At 70.9% G+C, this 22,567-nt stretch carries 2 protein-coding genes; both read right to left on the reverse strand.

The window, feature by feature from the left end:
* Positions 1–88: 88 nt before the first annotated feature.
* Positions 89–298, reverse strand: a complete 210-nt coding sequence (locus CFP71_RS02160) for an MbtH family protein (RefSeq protein ID WP_093932130.1) — start codon at positions 296–298, stop codon at positions 89–91.
* On the reverse strand, positions 295–22,551 hold the full coding sequence (locus CFP71_RS02165) for a non-ribosomal peptide synthase/polyketide synthase (protein ID WP_279629203.1): 22,257 nt from the start codon (positions 22,549–22,551) through the stop codon (positions 295–297). The genes CFP71_RS02160 and CFP71_RS02165 overlap by 4 nt, the downstream gene beginning before the upstream one ends.
* Positions 22,552–22,567: the final 16 nt, after the last annotated feature.

A 22,567-nucleotide genomic window follows, 5' to 3' on the forward strand; every position in this document is an offset into this window, starting at 1 on the left:
CAGTGGCGCGCAGCGCCTCCGTTGAGGGTGGCGGCGGGGGCATGGATGGACTCTCAAGGAGTCCTTCACGGACTTGACGAGAAGCGGGTCAGGACTCCATGGCCTTGACCAGCGAGGCCGGCCTCAGGTCCGTCCAGTTCGTCTCGACGTATTCGAGGCACTCAGGACGCGAGGCCGGGCCGAACTTCGTGGTCCAGCCCGCCGGGACCTCGACGAACTCGGGCCACAGGCTGTGCTGGTTCTCGCCGTTGACCAGCACCAGGTACGTGCCGTCGGGGTTCTCGAACGGGTTCGTCATGCCTTGTTCTCCTTTGGTGTATCCGGTGTATCAGCCCGGCGCGTCAGCGCGTCGAGCGCGGCGAACCAGTCCTCCGCCAAGTCCCGTACCGACTCTTCGGTCAGTACCGCGTCCGGCCAGGACCACTGCGCGCCCAGCTCGGGGCCGCCGGGGCGGTCCTCCGTCCGGGCGTTGATCGTCAGCGCGTGCGAGACCGGCATGTCTTCGTCCGCCCCGATTTCGGCCGCCTCGGCCTCGGCCGCGTACGACCAGTCGGTCGCTTCGGGGACGCCGATCCGGCCGAGGTAGTTGAACTCGATCTGCGGCTTCGCGAACTTCGCGAGTTCAGGGCCGGTCCGAGGGTCGAGATACCGGAGCAGACCGTGCCCGATCCCACCGTCCGGCAGCCCGTCCAGGTGCGCCTTGACCCGCCCGAGCGCGACGCCGGCGGCGGCCCCACCGGCGAACGCGTCGTCCAGATCGAGATCGCCCAGGTCCAGGCACACCGGCACGACACTGGTGAACCAGCCGACCGTCCGCGAAAGGTCCGCACCACCGGCCAGGTCCTCTTCACGGCCATGCCCCTCGACGTCGACCAGCACCGCCTGCCCCCCATCACGGCGCCATCGGGCGACGGCCAGCGCGAGCCCGGTGAGCAGGACGTCGTTGATCGTCGCCCCGTACGCCGACGGCACCCGGGACAGCAGCGGCGCCGTCCGGGAGGCGGGCAGCGTCAGCGTCAGCTTCTTGACCGTTCCCAGGACGTCCCGAGCCGGGTCGAGCGGCCGGTCCAGCACAAGCGGATCCGCACCGCCCAGCACCGTCTTCCACCGGTCCAGCTCGCCACCACGGTCCTGAGTGGACAGGGCTCGCGACCATCGCCGGAACGACGTCGGCACCGAGGGCAGCTCCGGCGTCTCTCCGCCGGCGACGGATTCCCACGCGGAAGCGAGGTCCGGCAACAGGATCCGCCACGAGACACCGTCGACGGCCAGGTGATGGATCATCAGCAGCAACCGTCCCGGCCCGGCCGATCCCGCGTCGAACCACGTCGCGCTCAGCATCACACCGGCGTCCGGGTCCAGACGGGACCGCGTCGGCTCCGCGTGCAGCTCGATCATCGCGAGCAAGTCGCCGGCCGAAACATCGACGCGTTCGATCACGACCTCGACGGATCCGGGCACCCGCAACACCCAGCCATCCGCCGGTCGATCGAGCCGCGCACGCAGCATGTCGTGCCGGTCGACGACGGCGCCGAGCACCGTCTCCAGCTGCTCGCCGGTCATCCCGGACGGCGTCCGGAGCAGCGCCGCCTGGTGGTAACCCGCGATCGGCCCGCCGAGTTCGCGGAGCGCGTGCATGATCGGCGTGAGCGCGATGGCCCCGTCGTCCTCCAGGCTCTCGGCGACCTCGGCCAACGCGGCGACCGTCCGGCGCGCGAACACCTCGTGCGGCGTGATCTTCAGCCCGGCCGCGCGTGCCCGGCCGACCAGCCGCATCGCGACGATGCTGTCCCCGCCGAGGGCGAAGAAGTCGTCGTCGGCACCGAGTTCCGGCACGTCGAGCACCTCCGCGAAGAGCGCGCACAACGTCCTCTCGAGAGCGGTCTCGGGCGCCCGGCCGCCGGTCAGCTCGGCGTAGTCCGGAGCGGGCAGCGCCTTGCGGTCCAGCTTCCCGTTGGACAACACGGGAAGCGCGTCGAGCGTGACGAACGCCGCCGGGACCATGTACTCCGGCAACGTCTCGGCCGCGAACCGCCGCAGCTCCGCGCGATCCACAGTGGACACCACGTACGCCACCAGCTGTTTGACCCGCGGCCGGTCCTCACGCACCAGGACGACCGCCTGCGCGACGCCGTCGTGCCGTTCGAGCACGGCTTCGATCTCGCCCGGCTCGACCCGGAAACCGCGGATCTTCGCCTGGTCGTCGGCGCGACCGCCGAAGTCCAGCCGACCGTCCGCGGTCCAGCGGGCGAGGTCGCCGGTCCGGTACATCCGGGCACCCGCCGGGCCGAACGGATCCGCCACGAATCGTTCCGACGTCAGCGCCGCCCGACCGAGGTAACCCCGGGCGAGTCCGGAACCGGCGAGGTACAGCTCACCGGTGACCCCGGGCGGCACCGGCCGCAGTGACGCGTCCAGCACATAGGCGCGGGTGTTCGCGACCGGACGGCCGACGAGCGGCTTGTCGCTGTCACCGATCCGCGCCACCAGGGCGTCCACTGTGGATTCCGTCGGCCCGTACAGGTTGAAGGCCTCGGTTCCGTCCAAAGTCGCCAGAAGTCGCCAGAGACTCTCGGGCACCGCCTCCCCGCCGACGCCGATCACGGCGAGCGGGCACCGGTCGCCGTCGAGCAGACCCGCCTCCGCCATCTGCGCGAAGAACGACGGCGTGACCTCGATGAAGTCGAAGCCGTCCCGTTCGATCATCGCGGCCAGGAGCTCGGGATCCCGCCGGGTCTCCTCGTCCACGATGTGCACGGCGTGCCCGTCGAGCAGCCACAACTGCGGCTGCCAGGACGCGTCGAAGGAGAACGACCACGCGTGCCCCACCCGCAGATGCGGCTTGCCGGTGGCCTCGACCGCGGGCCGGTGCAGCGTGGTGCGATGGCTGTGGAACAGGTTCACCACACCGCGATGCGGGACCACGACCCCCTTGGGCGTCCCGGTCGAACCCGACGTGTAGATCACGTACGCCGGATGCTCCGGGCCGAGCGGGCGGACACGGTCCCGGTCGGTGAGGTCGTGCACCGGCCGGTCTTCGGTGACGAGCGCGCACAACGCCAGCGTCTCGATCTCGGTCCGCGGCAACGACTCCAGCAGCTCGGGCTCGGTCAGGATCACCTTGGGCCACGCGTCGGCCAGCATCGCGGCCAGCCGGTCCGCCGGGTAGTCCGGGTCGAGCGGCAGGTACGCCGCCCCCGCCTTGTGGACCGCGAGGATCGCCAGCAGGACGTCCGCCGAACGCGGCAGTGCCAAGGCGACGAAGTCCTCCGGACCGATCCCGTGCGCGACCAGCGCCCTGGCCAGCCGGTTGGCGCGCTCGTTCAGCTCGGTGAACGACCAGGCGACCTCGCCGGACACCACCGCCGTCGCGCCGGGCGAACGCCGGACCTGCTCATCGAACAGACCGGCCACAGTGGACGGTTCGACGTCGAGCGCCGTCCCGTTCCACTCGCGCAAGATCAGGTCGAGATCGGCGTCGGCCAGGATGCCGATCCTGCCGACCCGAATGTCCACATCGGACACCATCGCGGCCAGCACCCGTTCCATCGCCGGGAGAAGCCTTTCCGGCAGTCCGGCGTCGAACAGGTCGACGCGGTACTCCGCGGTGAGTTTCAGCCGCGTTCCCGGTTCCACCGCCCACGTGAGCGGATAATGCGTGGAGTCCTCGTGGCGCACGATCTCCCCGCGCAGCCCCGCCCCGGTCTCGTCCTCGTCAGCGCCCGGATAGCTCTCGAACACCATCAGCGTGTCGAACAGCTCCCCCAGCCCGGCGCCGCGCTGGATGTCGGCGAGCCCGAAGTGCTGATGCGCCAGCAAACCGGACTGCTCGTCCTGGACCCGGTCGAGGAGCGCGCCCAGTTTCTCGGCGGGGTCGACCGCGATCCGCACCGGGATCGTGTTGATGAACAGGCCGATCATCCGCTCGACCCCGGCCAGCTCGGGCGGGCGCCCGGCGACCGTCGCGCCGAACACGACGTCCGAGCGGCCGGTCAGCCTGCCGAGCACGATGCTCCACGCGGTCTGGACGAGGGTGTTCAACGTCAGCCCGCGTGAGCGCGCGAGTTCGGACAGCGCGCCGGTCGCCTGTTCCGACAGCTCCAGCGACAGGCGTTCCGGCAGCGCCGGGACCCGCTGGGGGTCGTGCGGGACGAGGTGCGTCGGCTCGCTCAGCCCGTCGAGCGCCTGCCGCCAAGCGGCTTCCGCCGCCTCACGATCCTGCTCCCCGAGCCAGCCGAGATGGTCGCGGTACTGGCGGGCCGGCGCCAAGTCGGCACCGGCGTACAGCTGCGACAGCTCCGCGAACAGTTGCGGCACGGACCAGCCGTCGAGCAGGACGTGCTGGTGGGTGAACACCAGCCGGTGCCGCCCATCGGGCAGAGCCACCAGCAGGAACCGCGACACCGGCGCGGACGCCGGATCGAACCGGCGCCGGTCGTGGGCCAGCTCCGCCTCGACGTCCGTGGAGCCTGTGGAGCCTGTGGAGTCCACGAAGCGCCAGGGGACGGTGACCGAGCGCGCCACCAGCGCGACCGGACGGCCGGAGGCGAGGTAGCGGTAGCCCGTCCTCAGGACGGCGTGCCGGTCGACGAGTGCCTGTGCGGCATCGCGCAAGCGGGCCGGGTCGAGCGGTCCTTCGAGGTCGAAGGACACCTGCACGGTGTAGACGTCGGGCCCGTCGCCGTCCATCGTCGCGTGGAAGAGCAAACCTGCCTGCAACGGCGTCAGCGGCCACACTTCCACCGTGTCCGGCGCGAGGTCGAGGATCTCGGCGCGTTCGCCCGCGTCGAGCTCCACCAACGGCTTCCCGCTCTCCGGCGTGGGCGCGTCGAGCCGCACCGAACTGACCTCGGCGAGCGCCGCGACGGTCCGGTGCCGGAAGACGTCCCGCGGGCTGAGCAGCAGCCCGGCCCGCCGCACGCGCCCGACCAGCTGCATCGCGACGATGCTGTCCCCGCCGAGACGGAAGAAGTCGTCGTGGACGCCGACCTTCTCCAGCCCGAGCACGCCGGCGACGAGCGACGCGAGCAATTCTTCTCGTGGTGTCCTCGGAGCGTCGTCGGAGACCGTGAACTCCGGGGCTGGCAACGCCTTGCGGTCGAGCTTCCCGTTGGGAGTCACCGGGAACGCGTCCAAAACCACGAACGCCGACGGCACCATGTACTCCGGCAAGGCCGCCTCGGCCAGCCGCCGCGCTTCCTCGACGTCGGCTTCCCCTGCCAGGTACGCGACGAGCCTGCCTTCCCGCAGGACCACCCGCGCCGAGAGCACGGCCTCGATCTCGCCCAGCTCGATCCGGAACCCGCGCAGTTTGACCTGGTCGTCGGCACGGCCGAGGTAGTCGAGCGCGCCGTCGGCACGCCACCGCGCGAGGTCGCCCGTGCGGTACATCCGCTCCCCCGTCGCGAACGGGTTCGCCACGAACCGCTCGGCGGTCAGCCCGGCACGGCCGAGGTAGCCACGCGCGAGTTGCGCCCCCGCCAGGTACAGCTCGCCCGTCACCCCCGGCGGGACCTGCCGGAGCCGGGCGTCCAGCACGTGGACCCGGGTGTTCCACACCGGACGTCCGATGGGGACGGTGTCGTCGACGACCGCCCAGGAAGTCACGTCCACCGAGGCCTCGGTCGGGCCGTAGAGGTTGTGCAGCGGGACGTCCACGCGCGCGGCCAGTTCCGGCGGCAGCGCCTCACCACTGCACAGGACCCGGCGGACGTCGTGCCACCCGGGTTCTTCGGCGAGGAACGCTTCCAGCATCGACGGGACGAAGTGCAGGGTGGTGATCCGCTGCTCACGGATCAGCTCTTCGAGGTACCGCGGATCGCGGTGACCGTCCGGTTTGGCGACGACCAGGGTCGCGCCGGTGATCAACGGCCAGAAGAACTCCCACACCGACACATCGAAACTCGATGGCGTCTTCTGCAAAACCCGGTCATCGGCCGCGAGGTCGTACTCGTCCTGCATCCACAACAGCCGGTTCACGATGCCCGCGTGAGGAACCACAACGCCCTTGGGACGCCCGGTCGAACCGGACGTGTAGATCACGTACGCCGACGACGACGGATCCACCGCCGTGCCCAGGTTCTCGGCCGAGTAGCCCTTCAGCGCAGGCAGCTCGTCGAGAACGACCACGGGTGAAGCGTCTTCGAGCATGAAGGCCAGGCGGTCGGCCGGATAGTCCGTGTCGAGCGGCAGATACGCCGCTCCCGCCTTGTGCACCGCGTAGAGCGCGACGACCAGGTCAAGCGATCGCGGCAGTGAAACCGCCACCACCGATTCCGCGCCCACACCCTGCTCGACCAGCCATCGCGCCAAACGATTCGCCCGCCCGTTGAACTCGGCATACGACAACTCCGAGCTCTCGAACACCACAGCGGACGCGTCCGGAGTCCGCGCCACCTGCGCCTCGAACAACTCCGGCAACGTCGCCGCCGGGACGTCGTGCGCCGTGTCGTTCCACCGGACGAGTAACGCGCGCTCGTCTTCGCCGAGGATGTCGAACGCGCCGACCGGGATCGCGGGGTCGGCGGCGACCTGCTCCAGCACGGCGACCAGGCGCCGTGCGAACCCCTCGGCCGTGCTGTGGTCGAACAGGTCCGCGCTGTACTCGATCGCGCCCGAGATCCCGCCGTCGTTCTCCAGGAACCCGAATTCGAGGTCGAACTTGGCGACGCCCTGCGCGAAGTCCTCCTGCTCCGCGCGCAGACCGGGCAGCACCGGCCCGTCGCCGGATTCGGGCAGGTAGACCACCATCACCTGGAACAACGGGTGCCTGGCCAGCGAACGCTCCGGATTGACCGCGTCGACCAGCCGCTCGAACGGCAGGTCCTGGTGCTCGAAAGCGGCGAGGTCCGTCGCCCGCACTCGCGCCAGCAGGTCGGTGAACACCGGATCGCCGGACAGATCGGTACGCAGGACGAGCGAGTTCACGAAGAACCCGACAAGCGGCTCCAAACGTTCGTCGGTACGGCCGGAACTCGGCGCGCCGAGCGGGATGTCGTCCCCGGCGCCGAGCCGGTGCAACAGGACCGCGACCGCGGCCTGCGCCAGCATGAACATGCTGACGTCGTGCCGCCGCGCCGTCTCGCGCAGCCGTTCGGTGAGTACGGCGTCGACCGGGAAGGTGACGAGACCGCCGCGGTGGCTCGACTCGGCCGGACGCGGCCGGTCCGAGGGCAGCGCCAGCTCGTCCGGCAGGCCCGCCAGGGCCTCTTGCCAGAACTCGAGGTGCCCGGAGGCCGTCGAGCCGAGCAGTTCCCGCTGCCACAGGGCGTAGTCCGCGTACTGGACGGGCAATTCCGTCCATTGTGGACCATGACCGGCCAGGCGAGCCTCGTACGCCGTGGCGAGGTCGGCCATCAGCGGTCCCTGCGAACCCTCGTCCGTGGCGACGTGATGCAGCACCAGCAGCAGGACGTGTTCACGCGGCGACACGGCGAAGACCGCGGCCCGGATCGGGAGTTCCTCGTCGAGGGCGAACCCACGGCCGGCTTCGGCGGACAGCTGCGAGGGCAGATCCACGGCCTCGGCGAACACCACGTCCGGGCGCGCGTCGGTGAGGATCCGCTGCGCGACGACGTCGCCTTCCTCGGTGAACACGGTCCTGAGCGTTTCGTGCCGATCGACGACGTCGCCGATCGCCGCACGGAGCGCGTCCGCGTCCAGCTCACCGTGCAGACGCCAGGCGAGCGGGATGTTGTAGGTGGGCGTGACCCCTTCGAGCCGGTACAGGAACCACAACCGTTGCTGCGCCGGTGAAAGCGGCAGCAAGTCCGGCCGGTTCCCGGCGCTCAAGACCGGGAGGGCCGACGGTTCCGCGAGCCTCTCGGCCAGCGCCGCGACGGTCGGCGCGTCGAAGACGTCGCGGACCGACACGGTGGCGTCCAGGCTCGCCGAGATCCGGCTGACCAGGCGCATCACCAGCAGCGAATGCCCGCCGAGGGTGAAGAAGCCGTCGTCGATCCCGACCCGCTCGACGCCGAGCACGTCGGCGAACAGCGCGCACAGGGTTTCTTCCCGGGCGTTCCGCGGCTCGCGGCCGTTGGTGGTCGCGAACTCGGGAGCGGGCAGTGCCTTGCGATCGAGTTTGCCGTTCGGGGTCAGCGGGATCTCGTCGAGCACGACGAAGGCCGACGGCACCATGTGCTCGGGCAGCTTCGCGGCCAGCGCGTCCCGCAGTCCGTCATCCGAACCGACGACATAGGCGACCAGCCGGTCCTCACGAGCGACGACCACGGCACGAGTGACCGACGCCGACGCGATCAACGCTGCCTCGACCTCGCCGAGTTCGACCCGGAAGCCACGGATCTTGACCTGGTCGTCGACGCGGCCCAGGAACTCCAGCACGCCGTCGTCCGACCAGCGGGCGAGGTCCCCGGTGCGGTACATCCGCTCCCCCGGTTCGCCGAACGGGTCGGCGACGAAGCGCTCGGCGGTCAGCCCCGGCCGGGCCAGGTATCCGCGCGCGAGCTGCGTACCCGCGAGGTAGAGCTCACCCGGGACCCCCGGCGGGACCGGGTTCAACCCGGCGTCCAGCACGTAGGTCCGGGTGTTCCACACCGGACGACCGATCGGGACGGACGGCGTCGTTTCGGCACCGGCCTGCCAGGCCGTGACGTCGACGGACGCTTCGGTCGGGCCATAAAGGTTGTACAGCGGCACGTCCACACGGGCGGCCAGTTCGGACGGCAGTGCCTCACCGCTGCAGATCACTCGGCGCAATCCCGTGCACTCCGCGGTCTCCAGGAACAGCGCGAGCATCGACGGGACGAAGTGGACGGTGGTGATCCCGGCCGTGCGGATCAGTTCGGCGAGGTACGCCGGATCCTTGTGCCCCTCGGGTTTGGCGACCACCAGGGTCGCACCGGTGATCAACGGCCAGAAGAACTCCCACACCGACACATCGAAACTCGACGGCGTCTTCTGCAAAACCCGGTCATCGGCCGCGAGGTCGTACTCGTCCTGCATCCACAACAACCGGTTCACGATGCCCGCGTGAGGCACGACAACACCCTTGGGACGACCAGTCGAACCGGACGTGTAGATCACGTACGCCGGTGACGACGGATCCACGGTCCGCCCCAGATTCTCCCCGGAGTAGCCGTCCAGATCGGGCAACTCGTCGAGAACGACGGCGGGCGAGGCGTCTTCCAGCATGAACGCGACGCGATCGGCCGGGTAGTCGCGATCGACCGGCAGGTAAGCCCCACCGGCCTTGTGCACCGCGTACAACGCGACGACCAGATCGAGCGATCGCGGCAGCGAAACCGCCACCACCGACTCCGCCCCCACGCCCCGCTCGACCAGCCACCGCGCCAGCCGATTCGCACGCGCGTTGAACTCGGCATACGACAACTCCGAGCCCTCGAACACCACAGCGGACGCGTCCGGAGTCCGCGCCACCTGCGCCTCGAACAACTCCGGCAACGTCGTGGCCGGGACTTCACGGGCGGTGCGGTTCCATTCGGTCACCCGCGCGAGCTCGTCGCCGACGAGGACTTCGAGCAGGGCGACCGGCCGGTCCGGTTCGTCGGTGACCTGCTCCAGCAGCGACGTGAGCCGGGCCAGCAACCGCCCGGCCGTCGCCTCGTCCGCGAGGTCCTCGGCGTACTCCAGCATCAGCGTGGCGGTGTCGCCGTCGTCGACCATCGTGAAATGCAGGTCGAACTTCGCCATGCCGGTGTCCATCTCGAACCACTCGGCGGGCAGGCCGAGCACTTCGGACGCGTCCGCCTGCCGGTGGTAGCCGACCATCACCTGGAACAGCGGGTTGCGCCCCGGCACCCGGGGCGGGTTCAGCTCCTCGACGACGCGCTCGAACGGCAGGTCGCCGTGGGAGAACGCGGCGAGATCGGCCTCGCGCACCCTGTCCAGCAGCGCGGTGAACGTCGGGTCGCCGGACAGATCGGTCCGCAGCACCAGCGTGTTCACGAAGAACCCGACGAGATCGTCGAGCGCCGCGTCGGTCCGTCCCGCGATCGGGGCACCCAGCGGGATGTCGTCCCCGGCGCCGGTCCGGTGCAGCAACGCGGCCACCGCCGCCTGGAGCACCATGAACGGGCTCGCACCGGCTTTCGCCGCCAGGTCGCGCACGGCGGCCGAGAGCTCTCCGGACAGCGGGAACCTCACCTTTCCGCCCCTGCCGGTCGGCCGGAGCGGACGCGGGCGGTCCAGCGGCAACGTCAGCTCGTCCGGCGCGCCGCGCAAGGCGTCGGCCCAGAACGCGACTTGAGCGGCGCCGCGCTGATCGAGGAAGTCCTTCTGCCACAACGCGAAGTCGGCGTACTGCACCGGGAGGTCCGTCCACAAGGGACTTTCACCGGCGATCCGGGCTTGATACGCGGAGGTCAGATCGCCCAGGAACGGGCGGTCGGACCATTCGTCGGTCGCGCTGTGATGCAGGACCAGCGAGATCACCTGATCGCTCTCGCCGATCCGCAGCACCCGCAGCCGGACCGGGATCTCGCGCGAAAGGTCGAACGGTGTCCGTGAGAGCGTCGCGATCCGGGCATCCAGCCCGGCTTCGTCGCACTCTTCGACCCCGAATGGGACCTCCGGCGTATCGAGGACGCGCTGGTACGGCTCGCCGTCGTGCTCGTCGAAAACGGTCCGCAGGACGTCGTGCCTGCCGAGTACGTCTCCCAGGGCGGCACGCAGGGCTTCGAGGTCCAGCTGCCCGAGGAGCCGGAAGGTCAGCGGGAAGTTGTACGCGACCGCGTTCGCGTCCATCCGATCGACGAGCCACAGGCTGCGCTGGGCGGCCGAAAGCGGGATCCGTTCAGGACGTTCGACGCGGACCACCGGCGGCCGCGCCGGTTCGCCGCCGCCCGCACGCGCGGCCAGCTCGGCGACCGTGGGCGCCTCGAACAGGTCACGGATGGCCAGTTCGGCGCCGAGTTCGGTCCGGGCCCGGCTGATGAGCCTGGTGGCGAGCAGCGAATGCCCGCCGAGATCGAAGAAGTTGTCCTCGACGCCGACGTCGTCCAGTCCGAGTACCTCGGCGAAGAGCGCGCACAGCGTCTCCTCTTCGGCGGTCTCGGCAGGACGGCTTTCGGCGAGCCGCACCGCCTGATCGGCCTCCGGCAGCGCCCGCGTGTTGAGCTTGCCGTTGTCGGTCAGCGGCAGGGCGCCCAGTGTCACGAACGCGGCCGGGACCATGTAATCCGGCAGTTCCGTCTTGAGCCTGTCGCGCAGGCGTTGCACCAGTTCACCGCCACCGCGGGCGGCGGTCGGGCTTGTGGCGTACTTGGCCAGGTTCGCGCTGAGCGAGACCGGCTGGTGCACACCGGTGACCAGCGCGTCCATTTGTCCCTTGTGGACGAACACCGCCTCGAAGGCGCCGTCGGCGGACCAGGTGCAGTACACCCGGAAGCCGAGCCGCTCCCCGAGTTCGTGCACGTCCTCCGGCTCGATCCCGGTGGGGGCGCGGAACAGGTCCAGCACGTCGATGAGCGGCGCGCCGGCGTCCAGCGCGCGGGTCGCCTCGACCTCGGGGGCCTGCCGGGCGTCCGGGATCCGGCTCACCCGCAGCGTTTCCGCACCGGTGAGCTGCTCCTCCAGCACGGTCAGAGAACCGACTTCCTCCCAGCTCAGGCGTGGCGCCTGCGCGACGGCCAGGGTTCCGGCCGGTTCCTTGACCAGGACCGCGTCGTAGCGGTACCGGCTCAGCTCGTTGTGCAGCCGGGCCCGTTTGATCCGGACCTGCGCGGCGACCTCGGGAAGCTGCCGCGCGAGCGCGGTGAAGTAGTCCGGGTCGATCAGGAGTTCCTTCTCCAGCGCGGCACCGCGTTCGATCGCCCGCCGTACCTGGGCGACGTCGGAGGTCGCGTCGGCGCGGGTCAGCTGGATCGCGGTGTGGAAGGCCCTGGCTAGCCGCAGGTCCCGGACGTCGCCGACGAACAGCGCTCCGCCGGGCGCGAGCAGGCCGATCGCCTTCGTGATGACGTCGGTCAGGTAGTCGACGCTCGGGAAGTACTGGATGACGGAGTTGATCACGATGGTGTCGAACCGCCCGGCGGGCAGGCCGTCGAACACGTGCGCCGGCTGGGCGCGCAGGTTCACCTTGGCCGCCAGCTCCGGGTCCTGTTCCAGCTCGCGGTTCAGTTTCGCGATCACCGGGGCGGCGAGGTCGGTGCCCCAGTACTCCCGCGCGAGCGGCGCGATCTGACCCATCAGCAGACCGGTGCCGACGCCGATCTCCAGCACTCGTTCCGGCTTCAGCTCGGCGATCCGGTCGACCGTCGCCTGCCGCCATTCCCGCATGTGCTCCAGCGGGATCGGGTCGCCGTCGTAGCTGGAGTCCCAGCCCGCGAAGTCCTCGGTGAACAACGCCGTCGGGATCTCGGTGTACTCGTCGGAGTAGATCTGCCGCCACTCGCCGACCTGGTCGGCCTCCGCCTCGGCGCGCGCGTCCCCGCTCAGTTCGGCCGGGACGACGTAGCCGATGAGCCGTTGCAGCCCGGGCGCCGACGGGTCCGGCCGCGCGATGACGGCGGCCTGCGCGACCTCCGGGTACCGGCTGAGCGCGGTCTCGATCTCGCCGAGTTCGACGCGGTAGCCGCGGATCTTGACCTGGTCGTCGGTGCGGCCGAGGAAGTCGAGGTTCCCGTCCGCGCGACGGCGCACCAGGTCACCGGTCCGGTACATCCTCCCGCCACCGGGGACGAACGGGTCGGCGACGAACCGTTCCGCGGTCAGGCCGGGACGACCGAGGTAACCCCGGGCCAGCCCTTCACCCGCGATGTAGAGCTCTCCCGCCACACCGTCGCGGACCGGCCGGAGCCAGGCGTCCACGATGTAGGCGCGGGTGTTCCAGATCGGCTTGCCGACGGTGGGGGTGTCGCTGTCGGTCGTGCCGCCGCCGAGGGTGTTGATCGTGTACTCGGTGGGGCCGTACAGGTTGTAGCCGTAGGTGCCGTCGGTGTCCCGCAGCCGGCTCCACACCGACTCCGAAACCGCCTCCCCACCGAGCAGCACGAGCGCGGGCCGGTGACCCTCCAGCAGCCCTTCCTCGATCAGCAGGTGCGCGTACGTCGGCGTCACGTTGACGACGTCGACCTCGTGCTCGTCGCAGTACGCCACCAGCGCCCGCGCGTCACGCCGCAGTTCCTCGTCGCAGACGTGGACCTCGTGCCCTTCGACGAGCCACAGCAGCTCTTCCCAGGACATGTCGAAGGCGAACGACACGGTGTGCGCGATCCGCAGCCGCCGTCCGCCCGCCGACGCGATGGCCGGGGCGAAGATCGCGCCCTGATGGTTGAGCTGCATGTTCGTCAGGCCGCGGTACGGCGTGACGACGCCCTTGGGCTTGCCCGTCGAGCCCGACGTGTAGATGACGTAGGCCGGGTGTTCCAGGCGGTCCGCGCGACCTCGCGCGAACAACGGGCGTTCGGCGTCGGAGATCGGGCCGTCGCCGAACGCCCTGTCTTCGTGATCGTCGACGAAGACCCGCGGCGTGGCGTCGGGCAGCGTCGCCGAAACGTCCTTTGTGGTGACCAGGCACAACGGCCCGGCGTCCTCCAGCATCACCGCGAGCCGGTCGGCCGGGTAGTCGAGCTCCAGCGGGAGGTACGCGGCGCCGGTCCGCAGCACGGCGAACAGCGCGACGACCATCTCGATCGACCGCGGCAGGCCGAGCGCGATCACCTGCTCCGGCGCGGCCCCCTTCGCCAGCAGCAGCCGGGCCATCCGGTTGATCCGCGCGTCGAGTTCGGCGTAGGTCAGTTGCTCTTCGCCGAAGACCACGGCGGTCGCGCCGGGAGTCCGCTCGGCCTGGGCGGCGAGCAGGTCGGCGATCGTGTCTTCGACGACCGGGTGCTCGGCCTCGGCCCAGCCAGCCTCCAGCGCGGCTCGGTCCTCAGTGGACACCGTCGCGAGCGAGGCGACCGGTTTCGCCGGGTCGTCGATGATCTGCGTGACCAGCGAGGTGAACCGCCCCAGCACCGACGCGGCCTCGTCCGCGTCGATCACGTCGTCCCGGTACGACAGGGTGATCCGGATTTCCTCGCCCGGCGTCACCACCAGCGTCAACGGGTAGTGCGTCGCGTCGATGTTGAGCAGATCGGTGATGCCGTGCCGGTGGCGGAGACCGTCACGTCGTTCGTCGCCGTCCGCGTTGCGCAGCACGAACAGCGTGTCGAACAGGACGCGATGCCCGGCCTCCCGTTGCAGGACACCGAGGCTCATGAACTCGTACGGAGTCAGGTCCATCCGCTCGGACTGCAGGCGCCGCACCAGATCCAGGACGGACTCGGCCGCGTCGAGCCGCACCCGCGTGGGCACGGTGTTGAGGAACAGCCCGATGGTGTTCTCGATCTCGGGCACGGCGGCGGGCCTGCCCGCGACAGCGGCACCGAAGACGACGTCGTGGCGTCCGGTCATGGTCGACAGGACCAGACCCCAGGCCGCGTTGAGCACGGAGTTGACGGTCAGGCCGTGGCGGCGGGCCTGTTCACGCAGGCCGCGGCTGAGGTCGCCGGGCAGGACGGTGTCCAGGTTGACCGGGGTGGCGGGGACCAGGTCCCGGCCTTCCGGTCCGATGACGGTCGGTTCCGCGAGGCCGGACAGCGCCTCGCGCCACGCTTCCGTGGCCGCCTCGATGTCCTGCCGGTCCAGCCAGCGCAGGAAGTCCACATAGGACCCGGCGGCGGGCAGCGTCCGGTCGTCCCCGCCGAGGTCGTACAGCGCGAACAGCTGCTCGATGAACAGCCAGGCCGACCACCCGTCCCAGAGCAGCAGGTGCCGGTTCAGCACGACGCGGTCGCGCCCGTCCCCGAGCCGCACCAGCTTCAGCCGGAACAAGGGCGGGGCACCGAGGTCGAACCGTGTGGCGCGGTCCTCGGCCATCAGCTCGTCGAGCCTGACCCGACGTTCGTCTTCGGGCAGCGCCGAAAGGTCCACTTCGGACAGTGGGGGTTCGACCTCGGTCGCCACGAACTGGACCGGTCCTCGCAGGCCTTCGCTGGTGAACCCGGCCCCGAGGCTGGGAATCCGGCGGAGCAGCGCGGACACCGCCGCCTCGAGTCGTGCGGCGTCCAGGCGGTGATCGAAGTCGATCGCCTCCTGGATGGTGTAGATGTCGACCCGGTCGGAGTTGTAGCTGGAGTGGAAGAACAAGCCTTCCTGGAGCGGCGACAGCGGCCAGACATCGGCGACCGGCGCCGGGCTGGACCGCTCGACGCGGACGATCTCCTCCTGGGTCAGCGACACCAGTTCGAGGTCGGACGGCGTGAGCCCGATCCGCGCGCCGGTGCCCGCCGCCGCGAGGTCGCCCAACGCGGTGGCCCAGCGGTCGGCCAGTCCTCCGGCCGGGCCCGCCAACGTCGCCGTCAGCCTCGGCCCGTCCTCGGTGTCCTCGCAGGCGACGCCGATCCGCAGGACGTGGTCGCCCGCCGGGGGCACCGCCGCGTACCCGGCGACCTGCCACTCCCCCGCGCCGGCCGGGATCCGGCCGTCGTACCGGAGAGCGATCCGCGATTTCGCGAGCCCGGCCAGCAGCGGTCCGGCCTGGGCGTTGAGATAGCGCAGCGGACCGTAGCCCGCGGGCGTCCTCCGGACGGTCTCCTTGACCGCCTTGAGCATCGCGAGCGGTTCGCCGGTCGCGGTGATCCGCACCGGGCGGATCGACGTCAGCGCGCCGACGGTGTCCGCGGGATCCACTCGCTCGTGGAGGTCGACGAGGAGGTCGCCGTCGACAGCGGTCTTCAGCGCCGTCAGGAGGACGTCGGTCACTTCGCCGTGGACGGCGAGGAGCTTCCGGGTGTCATCGACGGACAGGGTGATCCTGCGTAGGACTTCGCCGTCGGCCGGGATCTCGAAAGCACCGGGCGCCAACGTGTCGGCCCAATGCTCGATCTCGCCGAGCAGCGCGGGATCCTGCGCCGTTTCGGTGACGCGGCGCGCGATGGTCCGCAGCGAGGTCCGCACCGGTGTGAACACCGGCGGGTGGCCGCCGGCCACGGCTTCCCACGCGATCGCGAGGTCGGCCGCCAGGATCGTCAGGCTCCGCGCGTCCAGCAGGACCGGATGCGCGACCAGGAGCAGCCTGCCCGGTTCGTCGAACCAGACGGCTTGCAGCAGCTTGTCCGTCAGCCTGTCCACCGCGGCCCGGTGTTCGGCCTCGACGGACCCGGTCGCGTGCCGGAGCAGGTCAGCGGCCTGGACGGTCCCTTGTGGACGGATTTCGAGCGACCACAGCACCGAGGCGACCCGTGTCAGGTCGAGCCGCAGGCCGTCGTGGTGGTCGAGCACGAGTTGCAGGGCGGCGGCGAGGGTCTCCACGTCGGCCCCGGACGGCACGGTCAGCAGCACGGACTCCGGCTGTACCGCGTCGCCCAGTTCCCGAAGCCGGAGCATTTCGGGCAGGAGCGGGAGCGCGCCGATGCCGTCGGCGTCGGCCACCGGCTCCGCCGGGGTGGCGGAAGCGGCGAGCGCGGCCGGGGTCCGGAGTTCGAACACGTCCTTGGGGCTCAGTTCGAACCCCGCGCGCCGGGCACGGCTCGACACGGCGATCGACGAGATGCTGTCGCCGCCCAGCAGGAAGAAGTCGCCGTGCGCACCGACGGTGTCCAGACCGAGGACGTCCGCGAAGATCCGCGCGAGGGCGCGCTCCCGGTCGTTCCCCGGCATCGCGGCAGACCGCTCGATCGAGGGCGCGGGCAGCGCCCGGACGTCGAGCTTTCCGCTGGGCGTCAACGGGAACTCGTCGAGGACCACGAACGACGACGGGATCATCGGAGCGGGCAACGCCTCGCTCACCGCGGCTCGCAGCCGCTCAAGGTCCGCGCCACCGGCCACGTAGCCGACGAGCGCGCCGTCCTTCGCCACGACAGCGGCGGCCGTGACCTCCGGCTGCGCGGCGAGGACCGCTTCGATCTCGCCGAGCTCGATCCGGTTGCCGCGGATCTTCACCTGCCGGTCGGTGCGGCCGAGGTACTCGATCTCGCCGTCGGCGCGGCGCCGGACGAGGTCACCGGTGCGGTACAGCCGCTGTCCCGGTTCGCCGAACGGGTCCGCGACGAACCGCTCGGCGGTCAGCCCTGGCCGACCGTGATAGCCACGGGCCAGCTGGACACCGGCGAGGTACAACTCGCCCGCAACACCGTCGGGCACCGGGCGGAGACAGGCGTCGAGGACGTGCGTCCGGGTGTTCCACACCGGACGTCCGATGGGGACTCCCCCGCCCTCGGCCGCGGTGGTGTCGAAGAAGGTCACGTCCACGGCGGCCTCGGTGGGGCCGTAGAGGTTGTGCAGCGGGACACCGGTGAGCGAACGCCAGCGCGCGACGGTCTCGCCGGTCAAAGCCTCGCCGCTGGAGAAGACCCGGCGCAACGACCCGAGATCATCGGGAGCGGGCTCGCTGCCGAGGAACGCGGCCAGCATGGACGGGACGAAGTGCAGCGTGGTGATCTCGCGCTCCCGGATGAGCCGCGCGAGGTACGCCGGATCGCGATGGCCGTCCGGTTCGGCCAGCACCACCGTGGCGCCTTCGCAGAGCGCCCAGAAAAACTCCCAGACGGACACGTCGAAGCTCGACGGCGTCTTCTGGAGAACCCGGTCCGAGGCCGTGAGCCGGTACTCGTGCTGCATCCACGCGAGCCGGTTGACGATCGCGCGATGCGAGACGGCCACGCCCTTCGGCCGTCCGGTCGATCCGGAAGTGTAGATCAGGTAGGCGGCGTTGTCCGGCCCGGCGGCCACGCCCGGGACGTCGTCGGTGGCGGACTCGCCGGTCACGGAGACCTGGGTCAGCCCGGCGACGGAGGGGATCCGCGAAGCCGTACCGGGTTCGGAGAGCACAAGACGCGCGCCGGAGTCGGCGAGCATGAATTCGAGCCGCTCGGCCGGATAGTCGAGGTCGATCGGCAGGTACGCGGCCCCGGCCTTGAGGACGGCCAGGAGCGCGACCATCAGTTCGGCCGACCTCGGCACGGCGACGGCCACGATCCCGTCGGGACCGGCACCGAGGGAACGCAGCCTTCGGGCCAGCCGCTCCGCGCGGTCGTCGAGGTCCGCATAGGACAGTTCGGTGTCTTCGAACACCACGGCCGTGGCGGACGGCGTCTTGCGGACCTGTTCGGCGAAGGCCCCGGCGAGTGTCCGCTCCGGCACCGGATGCGACGTCGCGTTGAGCTCGGCGAGGCGGCCGCGTTCGGCGGGCGAGAGCAGGTCGACGGCGGCGACCGGCAGGCCGGGGTTCGCGGTGACCGTCTCCAGAAGCCGCGCGAACCGTTCCGCGACATGCCCGGCCGCGACCGCGTCGATCCGGGCGGCGTCGAACTTGAGGCTGAACGCCAGGTCCTCCCCAGGTGTCGCGATCATCGCGACGGGGAAGTGCACCGCGTCGGTGACCTCGACGCCGGTGAGCCGGATGGCTCCGGAAGCGCGCTCGTCGTCACGCGGGAAGTTCTCGACGACCACGAGGGTGTCGAACAGGTCTTCCTGCCCGGCGCCGGCGAGGCGCTGGAGTTCGCCGAGGCCGAGATGCCGGTGGTCCAGCAAGGTCGCTTGCTCGTCCTGCAGCCGCCGCAGCACGGCGGCGACGGTTTCGGACGGGGTCCAGCGCAGCCGCACCGGCACGGTGTTGATGTACAGGCCGACCGCCGATTCGAGGCCGTCGGCGCCGGTGTCGCGGCCGGAGACCGTGCTGCCGAACAGGACGTCGTCCCGGCCGATGAGCCCGCCGAGGAGCAGCCCCCAGGCGCCGTGCAGGACGGTGCCGAGGGTGAGTCCGTGCGCTCGCGCCATGGCGGACAGCTCCGCCGTGGCCCCCGCGCCGAGGTTCAGGTGAACTCGCGACGGCCGCCTTTCGGCCGCGAGCCCTCCCTCGATCAGCCGGGTGGGTTCGTCCACTCCGGACAGCGCGTTCCGCCAGGCTTTCCGGGACGCCTCGTGATCGCGCGAAGCGAGCCGCCGCAGGTGGTCCGCGCGGGTGGCCGGTTCCGGCAGCGGCGCGCCCGCTCCCGCGTATCCCGCCAGCAGCTCGCGGAGCAGCACCACGACCGACCAGCCGTCGGCGATGATGTGGTGGAACGTGAGCGCCAGCCTGGCACGATTCTCTCCGGCCCGGACGAAGGTGGCTCGCAGCAAAGGCGGCCGGGCGAAGTCGAACCGGCGCGCGCGATCGGCCTCGAAGGCGTTCGCGGCGTCTTCGGCGGCCACTTCGCGCCAGGGCAGTTCGGCGTGCCGGGGCACCGTCTGGACGACCTGGCCGCCGTCGAGCTGCCGGAACCCGGACCGCAGCGACGAGTACCGGTCCAGCAGCGCCTGCACCGACTGGCGCAGCGCGTCGGCGTCGACGTCGCCTTCGAGGTCCAGGATCTCCTGGACCGTGTAGATGTCGGCGGCCTGGCCGCCTTCGAACTCCGCGTGGAAGAAGAAGCCTTCCTGCAACGGCGTCACGGGCAGGACGTCGGCGTATTCGGCGAGCGACGCGCGTTCGGCGCCGGTCAGCTCCAGCAGCGGCCGGTCGTCCACAGTGGACTCGGCGATGACAGTCTCCGCGCAGGCGGCGAGAGCCTCGGGAGTCCGGTGCTGGAACACCTGCCGTGGCGTGATGGCGAGCCCGTTTTCCGCGGCGCCGAGCACCAGCCTGATGGACAGGATGCTGTCGCCGCCGAGGGTGAAGAAGTCGTCGTCGGCACCGGCCGAGGCCAGCCCGAGGACCCGCGCGACGACGTCGCACAGAATCCGTTCCCGCTCGGTGCGCGGCGCGCGGCCGGTGGCGGCGGCACCGAAATCGGGCAGGGGTAACGCCGTGCGGTCCAGTTTGCCGTTCGGCATGATCGGCAGCCGGTCGAGCGCGAGGAACGCCGACGGCACCATGTAGTGCGGCAGCGCCGTTTCCGCGTGGGCGCGCAGGTCCTTCAGCAGCGACGGCGATCCGTCCGTCTCCGGGACGACGTACGCCACCAGGCGCCGGTCCCCCGCCTTGACCTCACGCGGCACGACGGCGATCCGCTCGACCCCGGGATACGCGGCGAGCGCGGATTCGATCTCGCCCGGTTCGATCCGGAACCCGCGGATCTTGACCTGGTGATCGGTGCGGCCGAGGAAGTCGAGGTTCCCGTCCGCGCGCCAGCGGACCCGGTCACCGGTGCGGTACATGCGCTCGCCACCGCCGGTGAAGGGATCGGCGACGAACCGCTCCGCCGAGAGCCCCGGACGTCCGGCGTAACCCCGGGCGAGGCCTCGGCCGCCGACGTACAGCTCACCTTCGACGCCGACCGGGACCGGCCGCAGGGCGGTGTCGAGGACGTAGCATCGGGTGTTCGGATCCGGCCTGCCGATCGGGATGGGCCCGGTCCAGCCGGGCTCCGCCGCCCAGAGCGTCGAGTTCACCGTCGCTTCGGTGAGGCCGTACGCGGCGACGACCCTCAGGTCCTCGGCCCAGCGCGCGATCAGTTCCGGTGGGACGGTCTCGGTGCCGACGATCAGCACCGCGCCCTTCGGCAGTTCGCAGTCCTCCGGCAGGGCCGCGACCAGTGACGGCGGCAGGATCATGTGCGTCGCCGCGTTGCCGGCGATGTAGCCGGTGAGTTCGACGCCCGCGACCCGGCGGTGCGACGGCACCACGATCAGCGTCCCGCCGACGCACAGGGACATGACCAGATCCCAGACCGTCACGTCGAACCCGGTCGAGGCGAACTGCACCACCCGGCTGTCCTCGCCGATGCCGATCCGCTCGGTCGCCGTGCTGATCAGGCTGCCGATCCCGTCGTGGGTCAGGACGACGCCCTTCGGCTTGCCCGTCGAACCCGATGTGTAGATGACGTACGCGGCCCGGTTCAGCGCTATCCCGCTGACGTCCACAGGGGACGCGCCGAGCTCCGCGAGTTCGGCCACGACGGCCGGATCGTCGAGAAGGACCCGGTCGACGCCCGCGCCGGACGGCAGCTGCGCGGCTTCGTCCTCTGTGGACACCACGATTCCCGCGCCCGCGTGGGAAAGCATGTACGCGAGGCGATCCTCGGGGTGGTCGAGGTCGAGCGGGAGGTACGCGGCCCCGGCCTTCATGACGGCCAGGAGCGCGACGACGAGATCCGCCGAGCGCGGCATGGCCACGGCGACGACGTCCTCGTCACCGACACCGCGCTGTCGCAACAGGCGGGCGAGACGGTTGGCGGCGGCGTCGAGCTCGGCGTAGGTCAGCCGGACGTCCTCGCAGACGACGGCCTCGGCGTCCGGTTTCCGCGCCACGATCCGGTCGAACGCCTCGGGCCAGGACACCTCGGGCGAATCCGCCACCGCGGTCCCGAGCTCCAGCATCCGGGCCCGTTCGCCGGCCGGGAGCAGGTCGATCGCGGCCAGCGGCAGTTCGGCCCCCTCCACCAGCGCGTCCAGCACCGCGGCGAACCGGTCGCGGTGCTCGGCGAGCTCGTCGTCGGTGGAAACGGCCGCGTCGGCGTCGAAGTCGAGGCGGAGGCCCCTGCCCTCACCGGCGTCGTACACGGCGATGGCGACGTCGCTGATCGGCCCGAGTTCGAGGTTGTGCACCGTGGCGCTCGCGTCGCCGAACGCGAGTTCGCCGTCCACGGCCATGAAGTTGACGCTCAGCCCGACGAGTTCGTGCACCCCGCCACTCGCGCCGAGTTCGCGCGCGAGATCCTCGCCGCGATACCGGCTGTGTTCCAGCAGCGCGGAAACCTTCTCCGCCACCTGGGCGACGAGCAGCGCCGGTGTCGTCTCGGGCCGCACTGTCAGCCGTAGCGGCAGGACGTTGGAGACCATGCCAGGCTGTTCGCGCAGGGCGCGGGTGGCGCGCGCGGTGACCGGCAGGCCGAGCACGAGGTCTTCGGCGCCGGTCACGCGGTGGGCGTACGCCGCCACGGCGGCGATCGCGACGCGGGACAGCCGCGTTCCCGAGTCCAGCGCGAACTTCCGCAGACGGCCGGTCTTCGCCGCGGGCAGCTCCCACGAGTGCCGCCGCAGCCGGATCAGGCCGGACGACGCGCGGCCGAGCAGCCGCACCGGATTCGGCCTGCCCTCGAGTTCACCCAGCCAGTACTCGCGGTCGGCTTCATCGGCTTCCGCGGCCTCGACCAATCCGGAGAGCGGCCAGGAGACTTCCTCTTCGGTACCCGAGTACAGCGCTGCCGCGCGACGGGTCAGGACGGCCTGTCCGTGCGCGTCCATCACCAGGTGGTGGTAGCGCTGGAACCAGCGGACCCTGTCCTCGGCGAGGATCAGCAAGGCTTGCCCGGTGAGGGGGCCCCGGCCGAGGTCGGCCACCACGGCCAGTTCGGCCCGCGCCCACTCGTCGGCCGCGCGCTCCGGATCCGGCTCACCGGTGAAGTCGAGAACGGCGACCTCGCCGGGAGTGACCGGGCGCTGGACCGGCGTGTCGCCGTCCAGCCCGACCGTCACGTGCAGGCATTCGGCCTCGGCGACCGCCCTCCGAACGGCGTCACCCAGCCGGGTGACATCGATGTCGCCACGCAGCTCCGCGACCCAGCCGATCGTGTAGACCGGATCGGCCGGGTCGAGCTGCTGCGCGAGCCAGATCCCCTGCTGTGCCGGGGTCAGGGGAAAGCCGCGGTTCATCGGGGTTGCCTCCACCGTTCGCAAGCGCTGG

The sequence above is a fragment of the Amycolatopsis thailandensis genome (assembly GCF_002234405.1).
Taxonomy (GTDB): Bacteria; Actinomycetota; Actinomycetes; order Mycobacteriales; family Pseudonocardiaceae; genus Amycolatopsis; species Amycolatopsis thailandensis.

What these genes read in the sequence shown, in the direction of transcription:
- CFP71_RS02160 (WP_093932130.1), bottom strand. Translation starts at nt 298, where the DNA reads ATGACGAACCCGTTCGAGAACCCCGACGGCACGTACCTGGTGCTGGTC.